Genomic DNA, 26,049 nt, shown 5'->3' on the forward strand with positions numbered 1-26,049 from the left:
CATCAACAATAGGGATAAATACTGGTCAGTTTCAACTGCATAAATCCTTAATCGCCCTCTGTGCAGCATGATATCCGCACATACCATGTACGCCGCCTCCGGGAGGAGTTGAAGAAGAACAGATATAAATGCCTTTTGCAGATGTCCGGTATGGCGACAGGCTTAACACAGGCCGGCTATAAAGCTGCCAGATATCCTGAATTCCGCCATTAATGTCTCCGCCTATATAGTTAGGATTGTATTCCTGCATTTGCATCGCATTCATGGTATGACGATCCAGAATGGTATCTTTAAAACCGGGTGCGAACCTTTCTATCTGGTTTTCAATCGCAGCGGTCTGGTTTTCTGTAGACCCATTGGGAACATGACAGTAACCCCAGGCTGTATGCTTACCTTGCGGAGCACGGGTTGCATCGAATACGCTGGGCTGAGCCAGCAAAACGAAGGGCTTTTGCTGATGTTTCCCCTCTGAAGTCAGCTGTTCTGCCGCCGCGATTTCCTCAAACGTATTACCCAGATGCACAGTACCTGCCTTTCGGCAATCCGGGTTAGTAAATGGAATTGGTTCACTCAGCGCCCAGTCTACTTTGAATACACCCATTCCATAGCGGTACTTTTCAAGCCGGCTTCGGTAAGACGGACTGAGTTTATCACCTGCAATACTTATAAGCTGTTTCGGGGTAACATCCAGCAATACGGCTCTGGCAGACGGAAGCTCCTGCAAAGATTTCACAAAATGTCCCGTTTCGAGTTGTCCTCCAATGGACAGATAATAGGCTACGAGTGCATCGGCGATAGACTGAGATCCTCCCTTAGGAATAGGCCAGTTTCCTACATGCGCAGCCGCCATCAGCATCAAACCTATGGCAGAAGTACTGATGTTGGTCAAAGGCTGAATGCCATGCGCTGCCATACCAGCCCACATACCTCTGGCTTCTTTGGTTTTGAAGCGGCCAGCCAGCCAGCTTGAAGAAGTAAGTGCTTTCAGACCAAAGTTGGCCAGTGCAATCGGGTGACTTGGAAATGGAAAAGGCCCCAAAAGATCAGGAAGCAGTTTGGGTAAATCCAGAACTGTCTGTTCCATTAACCGGAGATAAGTCTCTTTGTCAACACCCAGACCTTGCGCAGTCTCATAAAGTGAATGCTGCAGTACCGCTGCTCCACCACCATCGAAAGGGTGCGCTGCAGCCAATGTGGGATTCACCATTTCAAGCCCGAAATCCTTCAATGGTAAATCCGTAAAAAACGGGGACATGGTCGCCATCGGATGTACCGCAGAACAGATATCATGCACAAAACCAGGCAGTGTTAGCTCCTGAGAGCGCATACCACCACCAATTTTTTCTTTGCCTTCTATCAGCAGCACTGAAAGGCCTTGCCTGCGTAATGTGATTGCCGCCGCCAGACCATTTGGACCTGAACCTACCACGATTGCATCATACTGCTGATTTGCCACGCTGAAAATATTAGGATTAACTAGAATCTTGTCTTCTTACAAATATGTACCGGGGATTGCTCTAAAACAACGCAAAATCAAGTGGAACGGAAAAGTACCTGCCCGTCGCTCTGCAAATACCAGGCCGTAACCGGATTGAAATGATAACCCATATTTCCTCCGCGTGCAGCCAACAGCTGTTTATAAAATGGCTGAACATAACCTGTCTCATCCACAGCTCTGCTCATAATCTCAGTTGGCCCGCCACTCCATTGCCATAAGTAACGAAATGCAGTGAGCGACTTATCCAGAACTGGTTCTTGCAAAGCTGCTAGATGCCACGATTTGCCAGCGTCCGTGCTCACCTCTACCCTGCTGATTTTCCCTCTGCCGCTCCAGGCAATCCCCCGGATTTCGATCCAGCCCTTTTCTACTATTGCCGGATAAGACGGATAGGTAATGATCGAGCGCGCATCCATCGTGAAACTGAATTGCCGGATTTTGGTCGGGCCTACCTGTTCTGTGTACTTGGAAGTTTCTTCCCGGGTCATAAACGGCTGATCAGAGATCTCTATGCGGCGTATCCACTTAATACTGGTATTTCCTTCCCATCCCGGAAGAAACAAACGTGCCGGATAACCCTGCTCCGGTCTGACAGCCTCGCCATTTTGCGCATAGGCTATAATGGCATCTTTCCAGCCCTTGCTCATAGGGACGCTACGGGTCATCACGGCAGCATCGCCACCTTCGGCCAGAAACCATGTAGCTTTCTCGCTGACCCCGACCTCACGGAATAGGGTCGATAAAGCTACGCCGGTCCATTCGCTCTGGCTGGTAAGACCACAAATATCCTGAGGTGTAATTTTACCATCATTCGCGCCACGGTAGTTACCGGAACATTCCAGAAAAGCAAGCCGCGATACCGAAGGGAAACGTTTCAGATCTGCCAAAGTAAAAACCATAGGCCTTTCTACCATACCATGAATTACTAATTCAAATTTGGCAGGATCAATCGCGGGCACACCTCCGTGATGTCTTTCATAATGCAGGTCCGAGGGTGTCAGCGTACCATACAAATCCTGCAAGGGTGTCCGTGATGACGTAGGCGACGGCGTTTTTACAGGCTGCTCAAATGACGAACGTGTACCTACGGTTCCGGGTAGCACGCCCGGAATCTTTGTTGGGTCGTCCAGCTCCGCCACCGACACTCCCGCCTGAAACGCTTTTCCAGTCGCTGTTTGTACTAATACTACTGCAGCTGTAGCCGCACCACCTAATAGTTTTCTTCTGCTGATTCGTCCGCTTAACGGCTTATCTTTCCCGATATCCATTTCTATAAAAATTACTTAACTACCGGACCATCTTCCCTGTCGTCAGGCACAAAATACTTCTTTGCCGGCATCACTATTTTCGGAAGTGTACTGGCATTCAACTCAGTCTTTTCGCTGATCAGGCCATTCGCATGTAGCAAATAAGCCGTGAGACTGTATACCTCTTGATCAGTTAATGAGCCGGGCTGGTTAAATGGCATGGCTCTGCGCACATAATCAAATACGGTAGTTGCATAGGGCCAGTAATTACCAATTGTTTTTGCTCTGCTGTTTTTTGCAGAAGTGGTATCGCCCAGCACGAGCCTGTCATTAGGTCCCTCAGTACCGGATGCTCCGTGACAAGCACTGCATTTAACAGCATAAATTTGCTTGCCAATTACCGCATTGCCTTTACCGGCCGGAAGCCCTTTTCCGTCGGGACGGACATCTATATCAATGGCAGCAATCTTTTCAGCAGATACAGGTTTTCCAAACCCAAAACGTTCCGGATAGTGTAAGGTATCAGTCCGCCTTGTTTCAAATGACACGGATCCGGGATCAGTATGAGGAACGGTAGCCAGAAATGTCGCTGACGCTGCTGCGAGCAGAAACGGCTTAATCGTATTTACCAGCATTCAAAGTACTTTTTGACAATAAATAAGGTCTTTCAACGCGGTTCAACACCACATAGAGAGAATCTTTCTTTTCGTTTATTCCTTTCAGAATCACCTGAGAACCATCTGTGGTTGTATAGCTTAATGTCAGCTTGTTACGTTTGTCTTTCCGCGCTTTGCCAGCGAACTCACGATCACGGCGGGTTGAAGCTCCCCTCGGGTCGATCATGCGGTTCTCATCTCCGATATTCGCCCATGCCTCTTTGCTGATCCAGTTGTTATCTTGGGTTTTTTCTTTTTGACCACCTTCGCCTTTACGAACCGCTGTATCACGCTGTCCTGTTCCCTGGCTCTGTCCCTGAGGACCCGCTCCAATGCCATCGCGATACCCGCCACGGTTATATTTGTCACGCAGGTAGAGTACGTGTTGGATCGTATCAGCATAATAATGAAAAACGCGCTGGCCCCCACCGGTACCGGTAAGTTCAAAAGTCCGCTCCACATCGCGCATCGGAGAGCCTCCGCCATTGGAAAGATCAAGTGCTGTAGGTTTATTGACTTTAAATGTGAGCGTGGTCCAGTTTTCAAAAGTGGCCCATTGCCAGCGAAGCGTATCTGTAGGCGAATAAGCTATTTCCTGATTGTTGATCTTAAACTCTGCTACTTCGTAATTTCCCCGAAGCGACTTTACACCTGCGGTTGCCGGTTGTTTGTAAGGATCATATCTGAAGTTGATGTACTGAAGATAGAAAAGGAAGAATACAAACAAACCGATCACACCAGCCTTCAATCCATAACGCACGTAACGCTGCCAGGCTTTGGGAAAGGATGGATAGAATTTGTACGGAACAGTAAATTTTTCCAGTACCAAAAGTTTGTACAAAGCAGGAATATCTTTCAGCAATAGAAATGCAGCCAGCAAAACAAAGTACGAACTGTACACATGTACACCGCCATCATAGGCAAAGTTTACATACACGATGTCGCCCAACGCGCCCAAAAGCAGAATAGCCCCTAATGTGGTAGTACCTCTGAAAAACAGCAAGATCCCTGCCGCCAGCTCCACTACACCGGCAAATACCTGATACCAGGGAACGATCCCTATCGAAAGCCAGTAGATTTTCTGTAAAGTGAAATCTCCGAAATTGGTATTCAGCAAACCAAGAGATGGGTAAGGCATTTGAGTGGGCAATAGTTTGGTAAAACCAAAACCAATGATACCGATCCCGGCACGGTATCTGACCACCACACGAAGCCAATAGTAAAGCAGGTTGTACTGTGCCACTTCAGGTTTTTTAAGCTTTGCAATGCCCGTCCACACCAGTCCGCCGGCAATAGAAACAAGAAATGTGATGATCCACGTAGCATAACCGTTAAGAGGACTTCCAAAAATGGTTCTCCCGAACCAGTCCAGACCGCTTCCAAAGCGCGCCACATCGTACAGATCCCGGTAATGCAGATGCGCCCAATCAAGTTCAAAGAGATTTTTATACCACTCCGGACTATTCGGAAGCGACATGCTGATGAAAAACAAAAAAGCTATACGAAAAGCTATTTTTTCAAACTCAGACCATACGCGCCCGTTGGCTACCGATTGGCTATTATCAGATGCGACCTGTCCGGGTGGTGTTTCCAGAACACCCGCTCCTTCATTGATGTTGATAGTTGACATATTATTGAAAATGATATCGTGACTATTAAAGCTTGAATTCTCCTCTGCGTCCTACCTTTTTAACTTCTTCGAACAGATATTTTTTCTGCACTTTGTCCAAAACCACATGAATTGAATCACGTTTTGCATTAACGCCAGACAGAAGAATGGTCGAGGAATCGGGGCGGCTGAGGTTTAAAATCAGTTGATCTGAAGGAGCAACCTTATTGGTAAGCGTCAACTTCCGGCCAGCTTGATCAAATGTGTAGGAATAATAGTGTCGGCCACCTGCGCCTGCCTGCTCAAAATTGCGTTTCTCGTCTTCAGCGTGAATCTGTTCCTCCAACGCCTGATCTATTTTTTCAGGATCACCGGAACGTACACTGATGGTTGCCCATTTTTCGAATACCACATCTTTCCATCTTACCGAATCCAGCGGCGAGTAGGGCAACTGCTGACCGTTTACAGAAAATTCTCTCACATTATATAGACCAGCTGTATTTTCAATCCCTGGTTTTTGCGGATAATGGTAAGGACTCTGGCGGTAACCTGCGTAAGTCTTCACTCCATAGAGGAAAACAAAAATGAATACAAAGCCTGCTTTCAAAACAAGTCGGCCATATTTCTGCCATTCGGTGGTGAATGTGGGATTAAAACGGTTGGGAGCTGTAGGCTGTTCCAGAGAAAGCACACTGTAGAGTCTTTTGGCATCGAAAGCAAAAAGAAACAAAGCCAGCACGATCAGATAAAAACTATAAACATACTCGCCACCTTCGTAAGCCAGATTGGAAATAAAAACATTGCCTGTAAACGGAATGATAATCAGCGTAGCAATAGTTGTCGTTCTTCTGTGAAGCAAAAGCAAGCCGCCCAGAATTTCCACCGCGCCCAGAAAAGACTGGTAGTCGGGCACCACACCAAGGCTAAGTGCAAACAGTTTCCATGCCGACAAATCTCCGTATGCCGTATTAAGATTACTGATAGACGGAAAAGGTGACTGCAACGGAAAAAACTTGATAAATCCGTAAGCGATCAGCCCGACAGCCAGGCGGTAGCGAACAATCACTCTTAGCCAATAATAAAGTTTGTTGTATTCCTGACTTTCTTTGTCGCGGGTTCCCCAAAAGATACCACCTGCGACTGCAATTACCAGCACCACCAACCAGTTGGCAAAAGTATCAGGCCCGTCAAAAAAGCGTGGAGAATACCTGGCCAAACGGAAAATATCCCCGTAACCGGGGTTCAGCCAGTTAATCGTAAACAAGTCTCTGTAGTATTTCCAGTCCAACGGAACAGACTGAATAACAAAATAGATAAAAGCTATTCTAAAAGACGCTTTTTCAAGCGCCGCCCAAGAGCCGGCTTCTGCCAGTGTAGCAGAGCGGGTATCCCGAACTTTCTGATCAATTGTAGTTGACATAGCTATATTGTTATGTGGTTCAGTAGCCAGGATTTTGTTTCAAAGCTTTATCAGCCAGCAGCTGCTCAGCAGGAATCGGAAGCAAAAGCTTGTTGGGATCAGAAATGTTCAGAACAGCGGCAGCGCGCCCCGTTCTTACCAGATCGAACCAGCGGTGAGGTTCCAGAGCAAACTCAATGCGGCGCTCATTTTCAATAGCCAATAGAATGGCATCTTTGCCTGATGGCGTTACACTGGCAATTCCCGAACGTTCACGAACCGCGTTCAGATCGGATATGGCTCCGGTAGTATTGCCCGTATTGGCACGTGCCTCAGCACGAATCAGATACAGCTCTGCAATGCGGATTACGAAAGTCGGGTCAGTGGCAGGGCTTCGGTAATACAGATTCCCGTACCAGCGATTTTGATTGTCTTTTGCCACCAGCGCGCTTCTCGTTCCACCGATAGCCGGATTATTTACCAAAGCAACAAATGCATCATTTGGTGCCCACTGGCGCGTCCCTCCGTTTTGTTGGGGCTGCCATTGTCCGCGGTGTGCATTGGTTTCGTTGATGCTATAAAAAATCTCAAATACAGATTCCTCCGTACCTCTGGCATCATTGGCAAAAAACGCATTGTAAGGCTTCACAAGTTTATAACCCGCATCGGCAATTACTTTATCTGCAAACTCCGCTGCTTTTACATAATTGTTCTGATAGAGATAGTACCTTGCTTTCAGCGCCCACACTGTTTTTCTCGTTGCTCTGAAGCGGTCTGTAGTAGAAGGCAATAATGTTTCAGCCTGCTCCAAATCGGCAATCACCTGCGCGTACACCTCAGCCTGACTTGCCCTCGCTATACCGCGGTTGTCCTGGGGAGAGAGTGTAGGCTTGGTAATAATCGGAACTCCACCCCATATACGTGCAAGATCAAAATAGGCAAGAGAACGCAGAAAATAGGCTTCGCCGATAATCTGATTTTTCAGAGCATCTGTCAGCAGCGGATCAGATACTGTTGGAACCTTGTCGATGACATGGTTAATGCGGTTCAAAGTCGTGTAAATACCACTCCAGACACTGGAGATCGTAGAGTTCTCAGCATTGACATTATGATTGATAAACTCCTGCACCTGAGATTGGGAGCCTGTCCACTGGATGTTATCTCCCGACAAATATCCGATCGACTGTAAATTAACGCTGTAATAACTTCTGAACGAGTCATAAGCTCCGCGTATGGCGGTTTCCGAGGAAACTTTGTCGACAATGGTCTGCTGGTCAGAAATAGATGCCCTTGGTTCCACCTCCAGAAAATTCCCGCAGGATGCCAGAGAAAGTGTCAGGGTTGTGGCTATAAAATATTTGAATACTTTCATGCAAAATTCGATTACAAAGTGATGTTTATACCAACCTGAACACTGCGTGGCTGAGGCGGCGTACCCAAGTCTATTCCTTGCTCATTCTGTCCGCTGCTTGAACTAGATTCGGGATCGAGCCCAGTGTATTTGGTGAGTGTGAAAAGATTAGCTCCTGTTACATACAATCGTAGCGCAGTGATTTTTCTTACCGGCACCGTGTAGCCTATCGTCAGCGAGCGAAGTCTTAAAAATGAGCCATCTTCCAGCCAACGGCTACCACCGTCGCGGTAGTTATTTACATTCACTCCATCGGGACGGGGGACATCAGTGATATCGCCCGGCTGCTGCCAGCGGTCGTTATTACTTGCAAAAATAATCCTTGCTGCATCTCTTGCTCCACCTCCTTCGCCGAAGAACTTGTTGTGGTTATATACTTTATTGCCATATGAAAAAGCAAGGAAAGCATTCACATCGAAACCTTTGTAGGTGAAATTGTTGGTCAATCCTCCGAAGAACTTAGGCCAGATACTACCCACAATCTGACGGTCAGCAATCGTGATTCTGCCATCGCCATTTACGTCCTCATAGACTGTATTTCCGGTTTGAGGATCTACATATAATTGTTTGTATACCCAGAATGAATAAAGCGGATTGCCCTGCTGCTGAAGAATCAGGCTACGGCTTCCATATTCAAGCGGGTTTTCCAGACGCTCAATCTTGTTTTTGTTTTGAGAGATATTAAAGCTGGTATTCCAGGTGAAATCTTTTCCCTGAAAATTGACCGAATGAATCGCCAGCTCGAAACCTTTATTGCTGATCTCGGCAGCGTTGCTTCGGTAGGTTGCAAACCCGGTTGTTCCCGGCAAAGCCAATGAAAGCAGACCGTTGCTTGTGTTTTTGCTGTAAACATTAAACTCCACACCAAGCCGCTCATTGAAGAACGATATGTCGGTTCCAATGTTAAACTGGTTGGTTCTCTCCCATTTCAGGTTGGGGTTTCCTAGCTGCTGAGGAGCGATACCTGCACCACCCTGGTAAGATGAACCGCCACTCCAAAGACCGAGTGCTGCAAAGCTCCCCAATCCGTTTTGGTTACCGGTAACACCGTAGCTTACTCTAATCTTAAGGTCGCTCAAAAAGCTGACGTCTTTCAGGAAATTCTCCTGCTTTACGCGCCATGCACCTCCAACCGAAGGAAAGTAACCCCAGCGATTATCCGCCCCGAAGCTGGAGGATCCGTCTGCACGGATACTGAAATCAATCAGATAACGTCCGGCATAGTTGTAGTCAATTCTGGAAAAGAAAGAAGACAAATTATTCTTTGACCAGGATGAAGATCCGGTTGTGGTAGCTGCCGAAGAGACCAGTGTGAACGCGTTATTGGCAAATCCCCTGCCGGTAGAAGAGGTACCGGTGATGATATTACTTTGAATCGTATTACCAATCAGAACACCCAGGGTGTGCCGTGTGCCGAATTTCTTGCGATAAGAAAGTGTCTGTTCATTGATCCACGTTGTAGCCTGTGTATTGGCTGCTGTCGCCAGACCATTCGGACTACCTGATATCAGGAATGTATTCCAGTATTCATTTTCATCATAGTTATTAAAGTCCAAAGACCAGCTCGATCTCAGCTTCAGGTTTGGAAGCAGATCCGCTTCAGCGTACAAATTCCCGATATACCTCAAACTTACTGCTTTCACATCATAATGCTGAAGCAGCAGATCCACGTTATCAAAACCCGCACGCCCTACAAGCTCGCCGTTTTCATTGTATGGAGATAAATAGGTCGGAGTGTGCAATGCTGCCTGCAGAAGTCCACCAGCTGGTCCGTCTCCGGCTCTGGCCTGGTTTCTGAAAGTTCTGGAAAAAGTATTGCTGACACCAACCTGCACCTTATCAGATATTTTCTGATCCAGATTGAATTTCAAACTGGCACGGTTGAAATCTATAGGCCTTAGAATCGACTCCTGGCCGCTGTAGCCTGCACCAAGGTAATATTTGGTTGTAGCTGTTCCGCCAGCTACAGAAAGATCGTAGTTTTTCAAACTGGCCGTTCTGAAAACCTGATTCAGCCTATCGTAGGTTTGCTGCTCCGAAGGTAGGCCGCGTCCGCCTTCTGAGACCGGACGAAATGGCCGGTTTGCTTCAGTTCTGTTCAATGATGGCGTGTCCTTTCCTGTGTTAATCCACCATTCATTCACCAGCTGCGCATGTTCAGGTCCTGTTGTCAGTTCCCACAATTTCGCAGCTTTCGCTATACCGTGTGATACGTTCAGGTTTACTCTCGCCTTCTGGTTGAACTTACCTCTTTTAGTCGTAATCAGAATAACACCATTGGCTCCACGGGATCCGTACAATGCCGTTGCTTCGGCATCTTTCAGTATTTCAAGACTTTCGATGTCTGCAGGATTAATATCTGCAATCGGGGAAGTTGCCTTACCTCCGGTACCGACCGTTTGCAAGCTGTTGCTATTGATAAACACGCCATCAACCACATACAATGGATCATTATCTGCATTGATAGATGTCGCCCCACGCACCCTGACTGTGACCGTCTCCCCGGGTACACCTGTGTTGGATGTGATCTGTACGCCGGGCACTTTTCCCTGTAGCTGGGCATCGAAACTACCAACCGGAATGCTTTTAACATCAGTCGGATCCACCTTCGCAATAGAGCCGATCAGATTTTTTCTTTCCTGCGTTCCATATCCTACAACCACTACTTCGCTAAGCTGATGCTGATCCGCTGATAGTTTAATATCCAGCGTAGATTGAATACCCACTTTCACCTCCCGGGTTACATAGCCTACATAAGAAACGACCAGCACTGCACCGGGCTGGTCTACATTTATTTCATAACTACCTGATTCATTGGTGAGTGTACCGCGGGAAGTTCCCTTCACCACAATACTTACGCCCGGGATACCTTCTCCGGCATTGTCTGAAACTTTTCCCTTCACAGAAATTACTTCAGCAAATGCACTGTCGGCTACTGTAAGAAAAAAAATAAATAGTGAGGTTAGAATAATTTTGACGGGGGTCAGTATCCGCACAACGGATGTTGACTCCTTAGGAGTAAAATGCATACATTTGTCAGATTTAATTTTGGACGATTAGATCAACTTCCGCTCTGTCCTACCGATGTTCCAGATCGGTAACCGGCAGAGCGGTTTCTTTACTACGGGATTTTAAGTTGCCGGGACAGGACAAATCAGCAACAACAGCGAAGACAACAATTCGTGGGGATAAGTAACTTCATCAGGGGTTCAGTTTTTATAACATTTTTAACTCTACTTAACTAATAGACAAAGTAAAGTTATTAAAATCAAAATGACAAATATCATTTTATAAAAAGCATAAAAAATGACTGACACAGCTGCCAGCCATTTTTATGTTTTCTTTTTGCTGTCATTGACCACCGTTCTCAGTGCTACGGCGCATTACCTTATTTTATCTGTAACTTCATAGCCCTTCTTTCTCAGATGCGCCATAATTTGCTGTCTGCTTGTAAGCTCGCTGCTATAGGTAAGCTGAACAGAATCTCTGCTGAATGCAATCCGCTTTGATTTGATCCCGTTCACTTCCGAAAGCTCACCTTTGAGTGCTGCCTGGTCAAATTCACCGGAAATCAGCAGGGTCATCTGCCTGTGTGTCTGAAACATTTTGAACTGCTGTTCTGCCAGTCGCTGATTTTCAGTTTTGAATGGTTCGGTATATCCAATCAGGAGCCCTGCCGCTACCACCGCGAGGCTCAACTTACCCATCAGCAAACTCCTGAGGCTATGGTAAACCCGGATACCTGTGTAATGACTCAACAGGCTTACCAGAATATACATTAATAGCATCACCTGAAATGTGGTAATCAGTGGTTTGTACTGACTAAGGATCTGAAAACCGGAAGAAGAACCGATAGCTACCGAGAAAAGAGGAAGAACACAACATCCTATATGTAAAGAACTTATCAGAACGGAAAACGAAAAAGAATAAATGGTGCGGTTAAACATAAGCTTAAACAGAATTGTTTATTTCAATCATTTTTATATTATTTGCAACATTGTTGCATTTAAAGAAGTTCATTGTTTATGAAAACCATCGGAAAGATATTTATCCTGTTTTTTGTCATCGCCACCTTCGCCTGTTCATCACAACAAGACAAAAGTGACATACTCTCGGAAGCCAACCGCGTTCATTTACAGGCCGCAGAAATCCATCATCGTCTGGAAAATCAATTGGATTCGGCTAAAACGGCCACGCGGGATTCTCCCAGGCTTAGAATGCTTGACAGTCTGAGCAACCTTGTGGAATTGTGGGAAGAATCCATGATCGAAGTTCCCGGATTTGAGCATGAACACGACCATAGTGGAGGACATCATCATCATCATAAACCGGCTCCTTCAATGACGGATGAATCCATGCTGGAATACCAGCAAAACGCGCATACCGCCATACGTGAACTGGAAAAATCATTCAATGACTTAAAGTTATGACTATTGTTATGCAATCAATTACACATCTGATCGGCTCAGTTATTCTTGCTTACGGAATGCTGTCCGGCACGCCGCCTGTTGCTATTGACTGGAAAAGACTCACGGACGTCAAGCTCACAAGAAAGCTCAATTCCGAATTGAGTATGTATTTTCTTTATCCCACTTTCGGGCCTTCGGTACAATCTCTGAAAGGCAAACAAGTACAAATACGAGGCTATATGATCCCAGTCGACGAAGAGAACAATATCTATGTAATCTCTGCCAAACCGATGGCGATGTGTTTCTTTTGCGGCGGAGCAGGTCCGGAATCTATTATCGAATTGCAACTTAAAAACCGGAAACAAAGATTTAAAACGGATGACGTCAGAACTGTACGGGGAAAGCTGATTTTGAATCCGACTGATGTAGAGCATCTGAACTATATCCTGACCAATGCCGAACTTGCCGAATAAACAGTCGACTCATCGAATTTCAATCCCCTGACGGGTAGTTCAAAAGCATAAACAAAGGCTAAAAGTTAGACGAGACTATTGGATACAAGCTAAGTCTATTTTGCTAATATAAAAATCCTAATTGAACTTTTTCTGAATTCTATTACATCCATCAATGTTTCTGTATCAATCATTTTTACGATGTTTACATTACAAAAGGGTCAGCTCCGTCTCGACAAATATCTAATTGCGGATGGTAACATGTATGCCAAAAAACTCAATGTGTTTCTGAAATTCTGAAATAAAACCAGGGCTGTCCGAATTACTCAGACAGCCCCACAGAATATAACTGATGCCAAATTTTAAAGTGCAGAACCAACTAGTTTAACTATGCTACCCAGTTGTTTGGAGGAAGCGGTTGCTGCCAACTTTCCTGCAACGCCGCCTTTATCTAATCCCTTCACACTTTTACTGGCATCGCCAAGTAAACTTGTAAGAGAACTCTGTGTACTGCCACCCAGAATAGATGAACCTGCCTTGATCAAACCCAAATTGCTGGTCAAACTTGCGGCATTACCCAACAGACCAGACTCACCTTTTCCAAGTAAACTGCTGATACGATTAGCTCCGATCAGCATTTTCACCGCATTCACTGCTTTACCCAGTACTCCGGATGAAAGTTTACCGGTAGAGGCCAGTGGTATTAACGACTTCAAATCACCAGCTTTACCAAGTAATTTGGATTTAAGGTCGCCGCCCGAAGTATTTGCTTCTTTTTCTAAGGCTGTACTGCCCAATTTTAACGCGTCTGAAACACCCGTATGATCACCTTTTTGAGAAAGTGAAACGGCTTGATCCAGCAAACTTTCTACCGATAGGCCCTGGGCATAAGATGTAGCGGAGAACGCGAATAGACCCAAAACTGCAATAAACGAGAATACGTATTTTTTCATAACTCATGTTTAATTGTTATGTTTTAAAGACGCAATATTATCCAAAAGGATACACAACTCAACAACATTTATTTTCAGGCTCAAAACTAGCTCTACCGACACATTATTGAAAAACTTCTTATTTTCAGGTTGATATCCTATCAGTAATTCGGCGTAAGTCTTATAGTGCAATTATGTACGGAGCTCCCCTCAGATTCCAAAATGGTTTACATTGCCAAAAATGGAATGAAGATATACTGGTCATGGAAACAGCCCCCATCTGCTATAATTTGAAAGATGCTAAGATGGGTGTATACAATGTTGATGCTCTAGGACAGTAGTAAGAGGATACCGGTTATCGGATCAAACCAAATACCTTGATTCACTGAGCTGACATCCAGACTTTTCTAAGTCGGTCGTAGTCTTCACTCCTGGCCTTTAAACAGTTGTAGTACCAAACGACCACCTTCCCTTTTAAGCCATTGGTGAGATAAATCGATGGTCTGTTATTAATATTTCCAATCCAAAGATGTAGCCCCTTTAATAAGATAACTTCTTTGAAATTGTGCTCAGTTGCTTGCGTTACAAAGGTTTGTGGAGAAATGATCATTTCACGATTAGGTTAGATGATAAAAATTTTGAGAGATAAATGTAGTAAATAAGTAGTTACAATTCTAAATTTTAGGCTCCAAAAAATAGAATCATTACTAATTTCTATAGCATTTATACTAGCACAAATCGCGATTTCGAAGATCAAAATGGTTATTGGCTGTCGATGACACTCCATGCTCAAATGGAATTCTAACAAAAGTGATCAGGGTGAAAAGCGGAATGAACACCTTCCGATGGAAAACTGGATTCCAATGTAAGTCGTGTCGACGTTCTCAGCTGGTCAAGACCCACATAGTTTTAATGAAATCCAGCTCTTTATCCAACGGCACCTTTGTCTCTGAAGTTTCATACAGATCGCAGCGCATCACTGACAGTTGTTGTACAATCTGTGCCGCTCTGAGGCTGTCTTCTTCCGTCAATGCATATACGCTATTGAGCACACTTTTCGAAATCAGGCTAAACCCTCGTATCAAATCAGATTCCACCATGAAATTACCGGCGAAAACATGATCACATGGTACATACTAATGAATACGTGGAGATATATAAAAGTGCAGCTTGTATAATCGAAAACTCCTGAAATAACTAAACACATGATTATCAATTAGATAATACAACTTCTTAGCATTTCCGGAAATCACTAACGTGTATCTGTACTAAGAATAAATCCAAATTTTACCCTCAAGGCCATAAATACTCCGCTAAGTTTTTGATACTTTTTGAAGCTGTGTACTTTTGAAATTGGCTCAATATGGATAAATGTGATACAGCAAAAAAGACTTAGGAAAAGTGTGAGCCTTACGGTTACACAAAGCAAAAAGCTAAATGAACTCAGCGAGTTTGACGGACTTGATCCGGTTGAACACGTAAACAGAGCCATTGACGAATATTTATCAAAGCAGAAAATAGAATTTGTTGCTCCGACAGCCAATGAAATAGCGGCAAAAATAAAAGAATCCATACCAGCTGAAAATATCAAAGGTGCTGTGTGGGTTTCCGGAGAAGTTGACAAATACCAATTTTCGGCTTTAATACTTAAGATACCTGCAAAAATTGCCATCGATAAAGGGCGTATTTCCAAGCTTTCTATCTGGGATCCAAAAATGATGGAGAGTACCGGTAGTTTTATCGGTTCCTGTATTGTTAACTTCGATCGCGGCTGGGATATCAAACCGAGCATTATTGCCGAGCCGTACTTTAACAGCGTCATGGCTTTACTCAAACAGCGATCAGACGTAAAAACAAAAGAACGGGCTATCAAATAGCCCGTTCCATAAATATTCTTCTTACAGATCCTTACCTTTCCAGCTTTTTTCCCAGATACTCCTCTATTTCTTTAAGTGAAAGCGCATTGAAAGTCATTTCTTTAGTAAGGCCACCTTTTCTGGCAACAGCCACACCATAATGCATATCCAGATATCCCTCCCTTGCATGCGCATCGGGATTGATACTGAGCATTACCCCTTTTTCCAGACAGTAGTCAATCCACCGCCAATCCAGATCCAGCCGCCAGGGAGATGCATTGATTTCCATTACTACCTTATTCGCAGCGCAGGCATCTATTACTGCCTTATGATCGATCGGGTAACCTTCACGTGAAAGCAACAAACGCCCTGTTGGATGCCCCAATATAGTTGTATATGGATTTTCGATAGCTTTAATAAGTCTGCTGGTTGCTTTTTCAATCGACATACTCAGATTGCTGTGAACAGACGCCACAATGTAATCGAAACTTGCCAGCACCTCCTGTGGGTAGTCCAGCGAACCGTCACCTAAAATATCTGATTCAATTCCTTTCAGAATTTTAAATGGATTAGAAGGATTTTCAGAAACAAATCTGGCATTCAAGCGCGTAATTTCTTCATGCTGACGTATTACATCTTCGACCTTCAACCCTTGCGCATAAGTAGCTGTTTGCGAATGATCCGCTATACCAAGGTATTCAAAACCCAATTCACGGCAATACAATGCCATCTGTTCGAGTGTATCCTGTCCATCTGAATAGGTACTGTGGTTATGAATAATCCCTTTCAGATCGTCCCAGGTAATGAGTTGATCGAAGGTATGATTCTGCACCCACCCGAACTCAGCTCCTCCTTCCCGCATTTCAGGAACAATGTATGGTAATTCCGCACTCCTGTAAATTGCCTCTTCGCTATCAACAGCTCCAAAATAGGCATGTTTCCAGATGGTGCTGCCAGCCGTTGTTGCATAGCCCAGATGATCCTGACCAGCCGATTCAAGAAACAGCTCATTAACCATCCGCTCCGGCCTCACTGCAACAATTTCAACCTGAACAGCAACATCTTTAACCTGACCTTTCCATACAAAAGGCGAAGATTTTTTTTCATCCTGAACCAACCAATCTGTAGTTTTCAGTACTTCCTGCAACTTCATGGGAGATTCTGCTTTCACCAGGATTACGATTGCATTCACAATTTCAGAACGGCGTCTTATATCTCCCGCTATTTCTACCTGCTGAAAACTTTGCTGTAAAGCATTCGTGATCTTCTGCGCCACCAATTCTGCTTTATCCATTCTGAGTTTACCAGCCTGGTCTTTAATGAAAGCAAGGGAGTCGAGGATTTTCTGTTGCGTACTTCCTCCAAAACCCTTGACTTTGGATACTGTTCCGTTCAGGCATGCCAGTTCCAGTTCATGCAGGTTATCAATACCGAGTTCTTTCCAGAGCACAGCAATTTTCTTTGGTCCAATCCCTTTAATATTGAACATCTCCATCACACCGGGAGGCGTGTTGTTAAGCAGTTCATCCAGTTCCGGAAAGGTGCCGGTCCGTACAATTTCAATGATCTTTCCAGCCGTACTTTTTCCAACACCCTGCAGTTTGGTAAGCTCATCCTGACTCATAAATTGCAGTTCGCCATCCTTGTACTTATCCAGATAAAAGGCTGCAACACCATATGTTTTAATCCTGTTTGGATCAGCACCATGAAGCTCCAGCAGTTTGGTGGTGAGTTCAAATATTTCTACGATTTCGGAATTGCTCATACGGAAGTAATAATAATGATACGCGAATTACGAGTTTTGGAGGCGAAAGCGCAATAGAGAACAGTATTAATCTGACCAGTTCTGCTTCTGATTCAAATCTATATCAACGCAAAACCATGGCAGGTATTCAGATAACGGAAGTAATTTATCCCCGGAACAGACAAGAATGGCGAAAGTGGCTTCAGGATCACTTCGAAACTTCAACAGAAATATGGGTGGCAGTCCCAGGGAAAAACAAGCCTTTGGATTATAACGACATCATAGAGGAAGCCTTATGTTTCAACTGGATCGATAGCACACTCAAAACACTGAATGATAACTACACAGCACAGCGCATGAGTCCCCGCCGGACTAAAGCCGGGTTTTCACAACTCAATATTGAACGGATACGTATAGTTCTTTCGCAAGGTATCGTGCACCCGAAATTTACAGATACCTTACAAGCTGTGATAGATGCCCCATTTGTATATGCTGAAGATATTTTGATTGCTATTCAAACCGATTCTGAAGCGTGGAAACATTTTCAGTCCTTTTCTGAACCTTATAAGCGTATTAAAGTTGCTTCGATTGAAACCGCCAGAAAAGATAAAGCACTATTTGAAAAAAGGCTTAGCAGTTTCATTGTGCAATGCAAGCAAAACAAACAGATCGCTGGCAGCGCGGGAATGAGCAAATATTTTTGATCACACTCAGGTTTCAGAGGGCTATGAGTCCTGTCGCTGTATCATCCTGCGATAGTCTACTGCTATCCGATTGTTAGGAATAGCCTTATCACCTCATTATTCAGTACAAGAAAAAGTGAAATATTTAACAAATTGACTATATCCTATCTTCATGATTTTAAAACAACTTATAAACTGGCGTGATGAGGCACACCAGCATTTAACCCAGGAACTATTGCCATTCTGGGAAAACCGCTGCGTCGATGCGGTACATGGTGGTTTCATTACTCATTTTGATACAGATGGCAATGACTCCGGCGAAGACGAGAAATCACTGATAGCTCAGACACGTACGGTATATACATTTTCTGCGGCGCATCGGGCCGGATATGGAGAGGGTCGCTATGCTGAAATTGCACGGCATGGTGTCGACTTTCTGATTCATAAAATGTGGGACTCCGAAAATGAAGGTTTCTACTGGCTCATGGATCGGAAGGGCAATGTCACAATTGACGAAAAAATCGTTTATGGCCATAGCTTTGCGATTTATAGCTTGGCTGAATATACACTTGCAACCGGAGATGCCCGTGGACTGGAATATGCTGAAAAGGTTTTTGACCTGCTTCAAAAACACGGAGCCGACACCCACTTCGGCGGCTACTTTGAAATGTTTTTCCGAAACTGGGACCTGAAAGGATCAGAATCTGCAGGAGGTGACCGCAAAACGCTTGATGCACACATGCACCTCATGGAAGCATTTACAACACTGTATGAAGCAAGTGGCAAACAAGTACATCGCCGCAAACTACTTGAAGTCATAGAACTGTTGGTAGGGAAAATAATGCATCCTGAGTTTGGTACGGGTATTCCTCAATTTTGGGCAGATTGGTCTGTAGCTCCTCAGATCAAGTTTGACATCATCTGGGGATGGGATCGCTTCTCAGAGGATGGGTTCAAAAGTGCGTCAGAAGATAATACCAGCTATGGCCACAATGTGGAGTTTGCCTGGCTACTGATGCATGCCCTGGATATTGCCGGAATCCCTTACTCCCGATATGACATTCAGCTTCGTAAATCGTTGGATCATGCCCTGCAATATGGCATTGACTGGGAATATGGAGGTGTGTATGTAGAGGGTTCTCACGAAGGGACCGTCTACGATCGTGAAAAAGAATTTTGGCAACAAGCCGAAGTGCTCATTGGAATGCTGGATGCCTTTCGGGTTTATAAAAAGGACGAATACATTAAAGCATATGAGATCACGCATCGATTTGTATTTGATAAAATGATCAGGCACGAAGTAGGTGAATGGCTTCCGCTACTTACCCGACAGGGCGAACCGATCTGGAAACACATGAGTCATTCGTGGAAGGTAAACTATCATTCGGTGAGATCGATGGTCCAGGGAATTATTCGTTTAGATAAGTTGATCCAAGCCACACCCTGAATAGGCATATTCCTGGAGAGATCAGGAATTATTTTAGACACATTTGGGAAAAATATGCTCAGATTTTCGAAAATAAATATCCGGACATATCTTTCGTGAGCAAAGCCGAAGTACTAATAAAATATTGATTAACAACAATTTGCAGCGAATTCAAATCACAGCTCTATCCTGGATGCACTTTTTGGAATGGTTTCTTTATAGATATTGGCAAAGACGCTTTATTCACAAGCTGAAACCAAATATTGAAAAACTAAAAACCAAATAATCATGAGTGCATTCACACAACAAGTAAAAGGAAACTGGAATGAGTTGAAAGGAAAGTTCAAACAGCAATATGCTGATTTAACCGACGATGATCTGCTATATGAAGATGGTAAGGAGGATGAATTGCTTGGTAAACTTCAAAAAAAACTGGGTAAAACCAGGGAAGAAGTTGAAAGCGAGGTAGATCGCTGGTCACGGTAAGTTTCCATTCGCATTCCAATAACGAGCCTCCGGAACATTTTGTTTCGGAGGCTTTTTTGTGCCCTATTTCAACCTATAAGGAAATATTGTAATTATCCCTACAAAATGGAATTTTCAGTGGTTCTTGTGCCCAGTCTTGACTAGCTTTGAATGCTTGTGAGCATCTCTCTGAAAATGATGCGCTCACATGGCTGATACTTCACAATTGTAGACTTATGGATGATTTTATTGCAGCCCGCTCTCAGATGGCGCTATCGCTGGGCTTTCACATCATATTTTCCTGTATAGGTATGGTCATGCCGTTTTTTATGGCTGTTTCTCACTTTTACTACCTCAGAACGAATGAAAATGTTTACAAGAATGTAACCAAGGCCTGGAGCAAAGGAGTAGCTATTTTCTTTGCAACCGGCGCAGTATCAGGTACAGTCCTCTCCTTTGAGCTTGGCCTTCTGTGGCCGGAATTTATGAAACACGCCGGGCCCATATTCGGTATGCCGTTTTCGTTGGAAGGAACAGCCTTTTTCATCGAGGCGATAGCACTGGGATTTTACCTTTATGGCTGGGATAAATTCAATAAGTGGTTTCACTGGTTCACCGGCGTGATAGTGGGTGTAAGCGGATTGGCATCAGGTATTCTGGTAGTGGCGGCCAATGCATGGATGAACAGCCCTGCCGGTTTCGATTATATCAACGGAGAATATCTCAATATTGACCCGATACAGGCAATGTTTAATGATGCCTGGTTCTCTCAGGCTCTGCATATGACCATCGCTGCATTTGTGGCGACCGGGTTTGCAGTGGCAGGCGTCCATGCGGTGATGATACTGAAAGGAAGCAATGTTCAATTCCACAGCAAATCCTTCAAAATCGCCGCCCTTTTTGGCTGCACAGCTGCTCTGATCCAACCTTTGAGTGGTGATATTTCCGCAAAGGATGTAGCCATAAGGCAGCCCGCTAAGCTGGCGGCTATGGAAGCGCATTTCCATACCGAAAAATCCGCTTCATTGATTTTAGGTGGTATTCCTGATCAGAAAAATAAGGAGGTTAAATATGCGGTCAAACTTCCGGGATTTCTGAGCTTTCTGGCCCATGGCGATTTCAGCTCAGAGGTGACCGGTCTGGACAAAATACCTGAGCAGGACCAACCTCCGGTTGCCATTACGCATTACGCTTTTCAGATTATGGTGGGCACAGGTATGTTGATGATGCTGATTGCAGCTATTTATTTTCTTGCATTGTGGAAAAAACGGAACTGGCTTTCGCACCCTTTACTCATGAAACTCTTCGTTTTTGCCACCCCACTGGGTTTTATCGCGGTTGAAGCAGGTTGGACTGTAACAGAAGTCGGCCGGCAACCCTGGATTATCTATGGTGTTATGCGGACTGCCGATGCTGTGACACCAATGCCTGGCATAGTGTATTCGTTTTACACCTTTTCAGCTATTTACGTATCGCTGGCGGTGTTTGTGGTGTTTATGCTTTACAGGCAGATCAAAATGGTGGGAGAGCTTTATAATGATTAAGTAGTCTGCGACAATCTTATGTAAGACATTTTGCTTCTCAATGCATCGATTAGACCAACAAAATGCCGCTGACCATTCATGCGGGGCAGACATTAACCAATAACAATTAACCATTATCTAAGGTGTTATACGTAGTCATCACATATCTCTGGACCTCGATTCTACTTTACCTGCTACTGGGCGGCGCGGATTTTGGTGCCGGCATTATTGAGCTTTTTACATCGCGGAAGAATAAAAGTATTACCCGTAAAACCCTTTATACAGCTATAGGGCCCATTTGGGAAGCCAACCATATGTGGCTGATCATTGCTATTGTAATCCTGTTTGTAGGTTTCCCTGTTATATACACAACCATGTCTGTGCATTTGCACATACCGCTTACGATCATGCTGCTTGGCATCATTGCCAGAGGCACTGCGTTCACATTCCGACATTATGACGCAGTACAGGATGATATGCAAAACCTTTACAACCCCATATTTGCATGGTCCAGTTTTGTAACACCACTTTTTCTGGGAATTATTGCCGGCAGTGCCGTCTCAGGTCATATAGATACGCAGGCAACTAATTTTGTTGATGCCTATATTTTCAGTTGGCTGCACTGGTTTGCCGTGGCTGTCGGACTTTTTACAGCGGCAATTTGCGGCTTTCTTGCATCTGTATATCTGATCGGCGAGACCGATAATGAACATGACAGGCTACGCTTTGCACACAAAGCGCAATTTTTCAATATTGCCGCCGTAGTGTGCGGCATACTTGTATTCGCCGCAGCATTCATAGAACACATTCCGCTTTTCGAGTGGGTACTAGGCAATTGGGTCGGACGTATCGCTATTCTTTCTGCAACTCTTTCCCTTATACTGATGTGGTATCTGCTCTATCAGGGCAAAATCGGATTACTCAGACCTCTTGCTGGATTTCAGGTGACCATGATATTGATTACCACTACTTACCGGCATTTTCCCAATATTGTACTACTGAAAAATGGCGGATATCTATCGCTTCTCGAACACAACGGACATGAGAAAACGATTTATATGCTCGGAATGGCATTGCTGTTGGGTAGCGTTTTAATCCTGCCTGCTCTTTTTTATCTCATCTACAGCTTTCAAAAAAAAGATCCTCAGCGCACTGCACATGTATAGAATTGTGCGCCACTTTCTGACCATTCACTGCCTTACTTTTGACCTGAAACCTATTCTGGTATTTGACATAATATAGTTGAACAAAAAGGATTTTCAATGCCTGAAAATTAACAGATATACTCCAATCTATGTTACATATTAACCCAGTATTCCAAAAGGCTATTGCTTATAAATTTCATGAATTACCGACTATCTCATCCTGCTGTTACAAAATGTCGCCCACAGGAAAGTTCAATTAATTCTGTGAAAAAATGCTTCAGTGCCACTACAAAATATTTTTAGTGCAATTCCTAAAGTCTATATATAAACAACCTGTCATAACCGAATACTCAAAATAAAATTTCTTATTAACAAAGAAACACAAAATAAAACCTCACAAATATTAACATATTTTTACCAAAATTATCGCATCTTAAAACGATATTAACTGAAAGCCGCAAGTAGCCTGTAACAGAGCAAATTGTCATTTTTCTTTTTAGTTACTTTAACCAAAGTAAACATAAACCAGAAAGACTTATGAGAGCTAAATTACCATGGTTACTGTTGCTACTTCTCATGACAACGGTCGTGAAAGCACAGACGAGTTCAATTTCCGGTGTGGTTGTGGCGAAGGAAGATAACTTACCTATGCCGGGGGTAACAATACGTGTTTCAGGAACTTCGACGGGTACACAAACCGATGTGGACGGCAAGTTCAAAATCGACGTTTCGCAAGGTGCAAAACTGGTCGCTTCCTTTATAGGATACACAACCCAGGAAATTCCCGTCACATCCCAAACCAACTACAAGATTACGCTGGTGGCTGAAGCCAAAGCGCTACAAGAACTTGTTGTTGTAGGATATGGAGAGCAAAACCGCCGGACAGTAACAGGCGCTATTTCATCCGTATCCGCAGAGCAAATCAAAAATATCCCAAGCCCTAGTCCTGACCAACTTCTGCAAGGACGAAGCCCGGGCGTACAGGTAAGTGCCGGTTCAGGTGAGCCTGGAAGTGCCATTATGGTACGCGTGCGAGGCGCTACTTCAATCAACGCAAGTTCAGAGCCTCTTTACGTAATCGATGGAGTACCTATCGTATCTCAAAACCTGGCCAGATCCACTTTCGGTCAACCCAGCAACCCGCTTGCCGACCTGAACCCATCTGATATTGAATCCATGGAGATTCTCAAAGATGCATCTGCAACAGCTATTTACGGTGCACGCGCCGCGAACGGGGTTATCCTGATTACAACGAAAAGAGGTAAAGCAGGGAAACCTACCATATCCATTTCCTCCTACGTCGGAACATCTAAGGCATGGAAAGATCCTAACGATCTGAGGGTAGATGGACCTACTTTTGAGAGACTACAAAATGAAGCATCGGCTAATAACTGGGTGGACACTTACGGGTCACTCACAGCGCTCAATCCTTCAGGTGCAGCTTACCGGGCACCTTATGCCAATCCTGATGGAGCCATCAATACCAACTGGATTGATCCCATCATGCAGCGTGGTGCGCTTTACAATATTGATGCTTCTGTATCCGGTGGCAATGAAAAGGTCAAATACCTGGTTTCAGGAAATACTTTCAAACAGGAAGGTATCATGAAGCCTACCCTCTTTGATCGTAAAACATTCAGAACCAATCTTGATTTTAATGCATCTGATGCGATCAAACTGGGAACGAGTATTTTCTACTCGACCAGCAAACGTAACCGTATCCAGAATGGAAACAATATCAACTCAGCTTTAGCAAATGCCTTTTTCTACCCAAGTAACATTCCGATCTACAATGCAGACGGCACCTACAACCGTCCGGTTTGGGAAAGTCCGGTTGCGATTGTAAACGAAACGGATTATTTGATGAATACAGATCGTATCATCGGTAATGTATATGGTGACTGGAAAATAGCAAATGGGCTTGTATTCAGAACAAACTGGAGCCTTGACAACAACTATATATCTGAAAATCAATATTCAAATACCAATCTGACCGCAGGTGCAGGTGTTGGCGGTACTGCAACCAACAGTGTTGTAAGAGACTTCAACTGGATAAACGAGAACGTCCTTACCTACCAAACCAGAATTGCCGGCAAACATAACCTGAACATTCTGGTCGGTAATACACTCCAAAAAAATGTAAGCAATTCCACGTCAGCAACTGGTAGCGGATTTCCGAGTAACAGTTTCCGAACCATTGCTGCTGCAGCCGTAAAAAACAGCACTGCCGACGAAACTGCCTGGGGTATTTCCTCTTTCTTCGGGCGGGTGAATTATGATTTCTCCAAAAAATACCTGTTTACAGGTAACCTGCGCTACGACGGGTCCTCTCGTTTCGGAGCTAACAACCGCTGGGGTATGTTCCCGTCAGCATCTGTGGGGTGGGCTGTTTCCGAGGAAAATTTCATGAAGAATGTAAAAGCTATTTCAGAATTGAAAGTAAGAGCCAGTTATGGTGTAACAGGTAATCAGGGAGGTATCGGCAACTTTGCATCTCTGGGACTGTGGGGAGGCCAAAGAGGTGGTCTTCGTGGTGGAGGTGGTGTAACGCCGGGAGCTGGCGGCTCAGCGGCTTATGCGGATTACCCGGGCTTTAACCCGATCCAGCTGGCCAATCCGGACCTGAAATGGGAGACAACCGCACAGCTTGACTTTGGGGTGGACGTGGGATTGTTCCACGACAAGCTTAACGTAACATTCGATTATTATAACAAACAAACCAAAGACATGCTTTTGGAGGTACCTGTGCCGCGTTCAACCGGCTACAGTACATTGCTTCAAAACTATGGAGAGATGGAGAACAAAGGATTTGAAATTGGAATCAATGCTTCCCCTGTTCAAACCGAAAAATTCTCATGGAACATTGCGTTTAACTTATCACGAAATAAGAACCTTGTTAAAAAACTGGCTGCCCCCATCACACTTTTCTCCCGTGAATACGTGCGGATCGAAGAAGGCTATCCCTTGTTTTCCTTCTATGTTCATGAGCAGCTCGGTGTAGATGAGCAAACCGGCGACATCATCTGGAACACCGGAAATGACGAAGTTTTCAATGTAAACACTGACCGCTTCCTGACAGGACAAAATGCATGGCCGGATTTCCAGGGCGGACTCACTAATACTTTCAACTATAAAGGCTTTGACTTGATGGCATTCATTCAGTATAGCTATGGCAATGATGTATTCAACTACAACCGTTATTTCTTCGAGCATGGTGGAGAACGTACAACCGGATATAGCGCACAGCAGCTTGACCGCTGGCAGCAGCCGGGCGATAAAACAGACATTCCACGTCTTGCCCGTAAGAACTACGATACCAACTTCCGCCCCTCACGCCACATTGAAGATGCTTCGTACCTGCGACTGAAAAACATTTCACTTGGTTATGCAGTACCTAAGTCTCTGACATCAAAAATTGGAATCGGTAGTTTGAGAGTATATGTGTCAGGACAGAACGTGCTCACCTTCACCAAGTACACAGGACTCGACCCCGAAGTTTCTGTAAGTCCGTCTGAAACGATTCAGGGAATCGACCAGGGTGTAATGCCACAGCCACGTGTATGGATGGGGGGAATCAACTTAACTTTTTAATGA

Annotated in this window: 21 protein-coding genes; 9 read left to right on the forward strand and 12 right to left on the reverse strand. The window is 44.5% G+C overall.

Going from position 1 to position 26,049, the window contains the following annotated elements:
• Positions 1-31 precede the first annotated feature (31 nt).
• The 8 genes from AC1XUE_RS11240 to AC1XUE_RS11275 form a co-directional block, all read right to left on the reverse strand.
• Entirely contained in the window at positions 32-1,456 is a 1,425-nt protein-coding gene (locus AC1XUE_RS11240) for a phytoene desaturase family protein (protein WP_483356071.1), read from the reverse strand.
• Positions 1,457-1,533: 77 nt separating this feature from the next.
• Positions 1,534-2,766 (reverse strand): sulfite dehydrogenase, encoded by a 1,233-nt coding sequence (gene soxC / locus AC1XUE_RS11245; RefSeq protein ID WP_483356072.1) that lies wholly within the window; start codon positions 2,764-2,766, stop codon positions 1,534-1,536.
• 11 nt (positions 2,767-2,777) lie between these two features.
• Positions 2,778-3,380, reverse strand: coding sequence for a c-type cytochrome (locus AC1XUE_RS11250; protein WP_483356073.1), 603 nt, complete (start codon positions 3,378-3,380; stop codon positions 2,778-2,780).
• Positions 3,361-5,031, reverse strand: coding sequence for a hypothetical protein (locus AC1XUE_RS11255; RefSeq protein WP_483356074.1), 1,671 nt, complete (start codon positions 5,029-5,031; stop codon positions 3,361-3,363). The genes AC1XUE_RS11250 and AC1XUE_RS11255 overlap by 20 nt, the downstream gene beginning before the upstream one ends.
• A gap of 25 nt (positions 5,032-5,056) precedes the next feature.
• On the reverse strand, positions 5,057-6,430 hold the full coding sequence (locus tag AC1XUE_RS11260) for a DoxX family protein (RefSeq protein WP_483356075.1): 1,374 nt from the start codon (positions 6,428-6,430) through the stop codon (positions 5,057-5,059).
• 19 nt (positions 6,431-6,449) lie between these two features.
• Positions 6,450-7,781: a RagB/SusD family nutrient uptake outer membrane protein gene (locus AC1XUE_RS11265; RefSeq protein ID WP_483356076.1), complete on the reverse strand. Its 1,332-nt coding sequence runs from the start codon at positions 7,779-7,781 to the stop codon at positions 6,450-6,452.
• Positions 7,782-7,792: 11 nt separating this feature from the next.
• The gene (locus tag AC1XUE_RS11270) at positions 7,793-10,849 is read right to left on the reverse strand and encodes a SusC/RagA family TonB-linked outer membrane protein (RefSeq protein WP_483356077.1); all 3,057 of its coding nucleotides are present in this window, start codon (positions 10,847-10,849) and stop codon (positions 7,793-7,795) included.
• Positions 10,850-11,203: 354 nt separating this feature from the next.
• Positions 11,204-11,767 (reverse strand): hypothetical protein, encoded by a 564-nt coding sequence (locus AC1XUE_RS11275; RefSeq protein ID WP_483356078.1) that lies wholly within the window; start codon positions 11,765-11,767, stop codon positions 11,204-11,206.
• 78 nt (positions 11,768-11,845) lie between these two features.
• On the opposite strand from AC1XUE_RS11275, the gene AC1XUE_RS11280 reads away from it, so the two are divergent.
• Together AC1XUE_RS11280 and AC1XUE_RS11285 are read left to right on the forward strand one after the other, a co-directional pair.
• The gene (locus AC1XUE_RS11280; RefSeq protein WP_483356079.1) at positions 11,846-12,250 is read left to right on the forward strand and encodes a hypothetical protein; all 405 of its coding nucleotides are present in this window, start codon (positions 11,846-11,848) and stop codon (positions 12,248-12,250) included.
• 8 nt (positions 12,251-12,258) lie between these two features.
• On the forward strand, positions 12,259-12,702 hold the full coding sequence (locus AC1XUE_RS11285) for a DUF3299 domain-containing protein (RefSeq protein WP_483356080.1): 444 nt from the start codon (positions 12,259-12,261) through the stop codon (positions 12,700-12,702).
• A 341-nt stretch (positions 12,703-13,043) separates the two neighbouring features.
• Here AC1XUE_RS11285 and AC1XUE_RS11290 read toward each other — a convergent pair whose 3' ends face one another.
• The 3 genes from AC1XUE_RS11290 to AC1XUE_RS11300 form a co-directional block, all read right to left on the reverse strand.
• The gene (locus AC1XUE_RS11290) at positions 13,044-13,634 is read right to left on the reverse strand and encodes a hypothetical protein (RefSeq protein WP_483356081.1); all 591 of its coding nucleotides are present in this window, start codon (positions 13,632-13,634) and stop codon (positions 13,044-13,046) included.
• Positions 13,635-13,995: 361 nt separating this feature from the next.
• Positions 13,996-14,223 carry a hypothetical protein gene (locus tag AC1XUE_RS11295; RefSeq protein WP_483356082.1) on the reverse strand — a complete coding sequence of 76 codons (228 nt, stop codon included), beginning with the start codon at positions 14,221-14,223 and terminating at the stop codon, positions 13,996-13,998.
• Between the two features lie 274 nt (positions 14,224-14,497).
• Positions 14,498-14,713 (reverse strand): histidine kinase, encoded by a 216-nt coding sequence (locus AC1XUE_RS11300; RefSeq protein ID WP_483356083.1) that lies wholly within the window; start codon positions 14,711-14,713, stop codon positions 14,498-14,500.
• A 273-nt stretch (positions 14,714-14,986) separates the two neighbouring features.
• On the opposite strand from AC1XUE_RS11300, the gene AC1XUE_RS11305 reads away from it, so the two are divergent.
• On the forward strand, positions 14,987-15,490 hold the full coding sequence (locus AC1XUE_RS11305; protein WP_483356084.1) for a DUF7678 domain-containing protein: 504 nt from the start codon (positions 14,987-14,989) through the stop codon (positions 15,488-15,490).
• Between the two features lie 31 nt (positions 15,491-15,521).
• Here the strand turns inward: AC1XUE_RS11305 and AC1XUE_RS11310 are convergent, their stop codons facing one another.
• Positions 15,522-17,234: a helix-hairpin-helix domain-containing protein gene (locus AC1XUE_RS11310; protein ID WP_483356085.1), complete on the reverse strand. Its 1,713-nt coding sequence runs from the start codon at positions 17,232-17,234 to the stop codon at positions 15,522-15,524.
• Positions 17,235-17,350: 116 nt separating this feature from the next.
• Here AC1XUE_RS11310 and AC1XUE_RS11315 point away from each other — a divergent pair, with 116 nt between their 5' ends.
• The 6 genes from AC1XUE_RS11315 to AC1XUE_RS11340 all read left to right on the forward strand — a co-directional run bounded on the left by AC1XUE_RS11315 (position 17,351) and on the right by AC1XUE_RS11340 (position 26,046).
• Positions 17,351-17,917, forward strand: a complete 567-nt coding sequence (locus tag AC1XUE_RS11315) for a YdeI/OmpD-associated family protein (protein WP_483356086.1) — start codon at positions 17,351-17,353, stop codon at positions 17,915-17,917.
• Positions 17,918-18,068: 151 nt separating this feature from the next.
• Complete coding sequence (locus tag AC1XUE_RS11320; RefSeq protein WP_483356087.1) at positions 18,069-19,343, forward strand: AGE family epimerase/isomerase; 1,275 nt, start codon at positions 18,069-18,071, stop codon at positions 19,341-19,343.
• A gap of 267 nt (positions 19,344-19,610) precedes the next feature.
• Positions 19,611-19,808: a CsbD family protein gene (locus AC1XUE_RS11325; RefSeq protein ID WP_026630426.1), complete on the forward strand. Its 198-nt coding sequence runs from the start codon at positions 19,611-19,613 to the stop codon at positions 19,806-19,808.
• A gap of 215 nt (positions 19,809-20,023) precedes the next feature.
• Positions 20,024-21,331, forward strand: a complete 1,308-nt coding sequence (locus tag AC1XUE_RS11330; RefSeq protein ID WP_483356088.1) for a cytochrome ubiquinol oxidase subunit I — start codon at positions 20,024-20,026, stop codon at positions 21,329-21,331.
• Between the two features lie 122 nt (positions 21,332-21,453).
• A complete protein-coding gene (locus AC1XUE_RS11335) occupies positions 21,454-22,476 on the forward strand; it encodes a cytochrome d ubiquinol oxidase subunit II (RefSeq protein WP_483356089.1) in 1,023 nt (340 codons plus the stop codon).
• A 516-nt stretch (positions 22,477-22,992) separates the two neighbouring features.
• Entirely contained in the window at positions 22,993-26,046 is a 3,054-nt protein-coding gene (locus AC1XUE_RS11340; protein ID WP_483356090.1) for a SusC/RagA family TonB-linked outer membrane protein, read from the forward strand.
• Positions 26,047-26,049: the final 3 nt, after the last annotated feature.

The organism is Dyadobacter sp. HNCC25DJ187 (assembly GCF_056895255.1).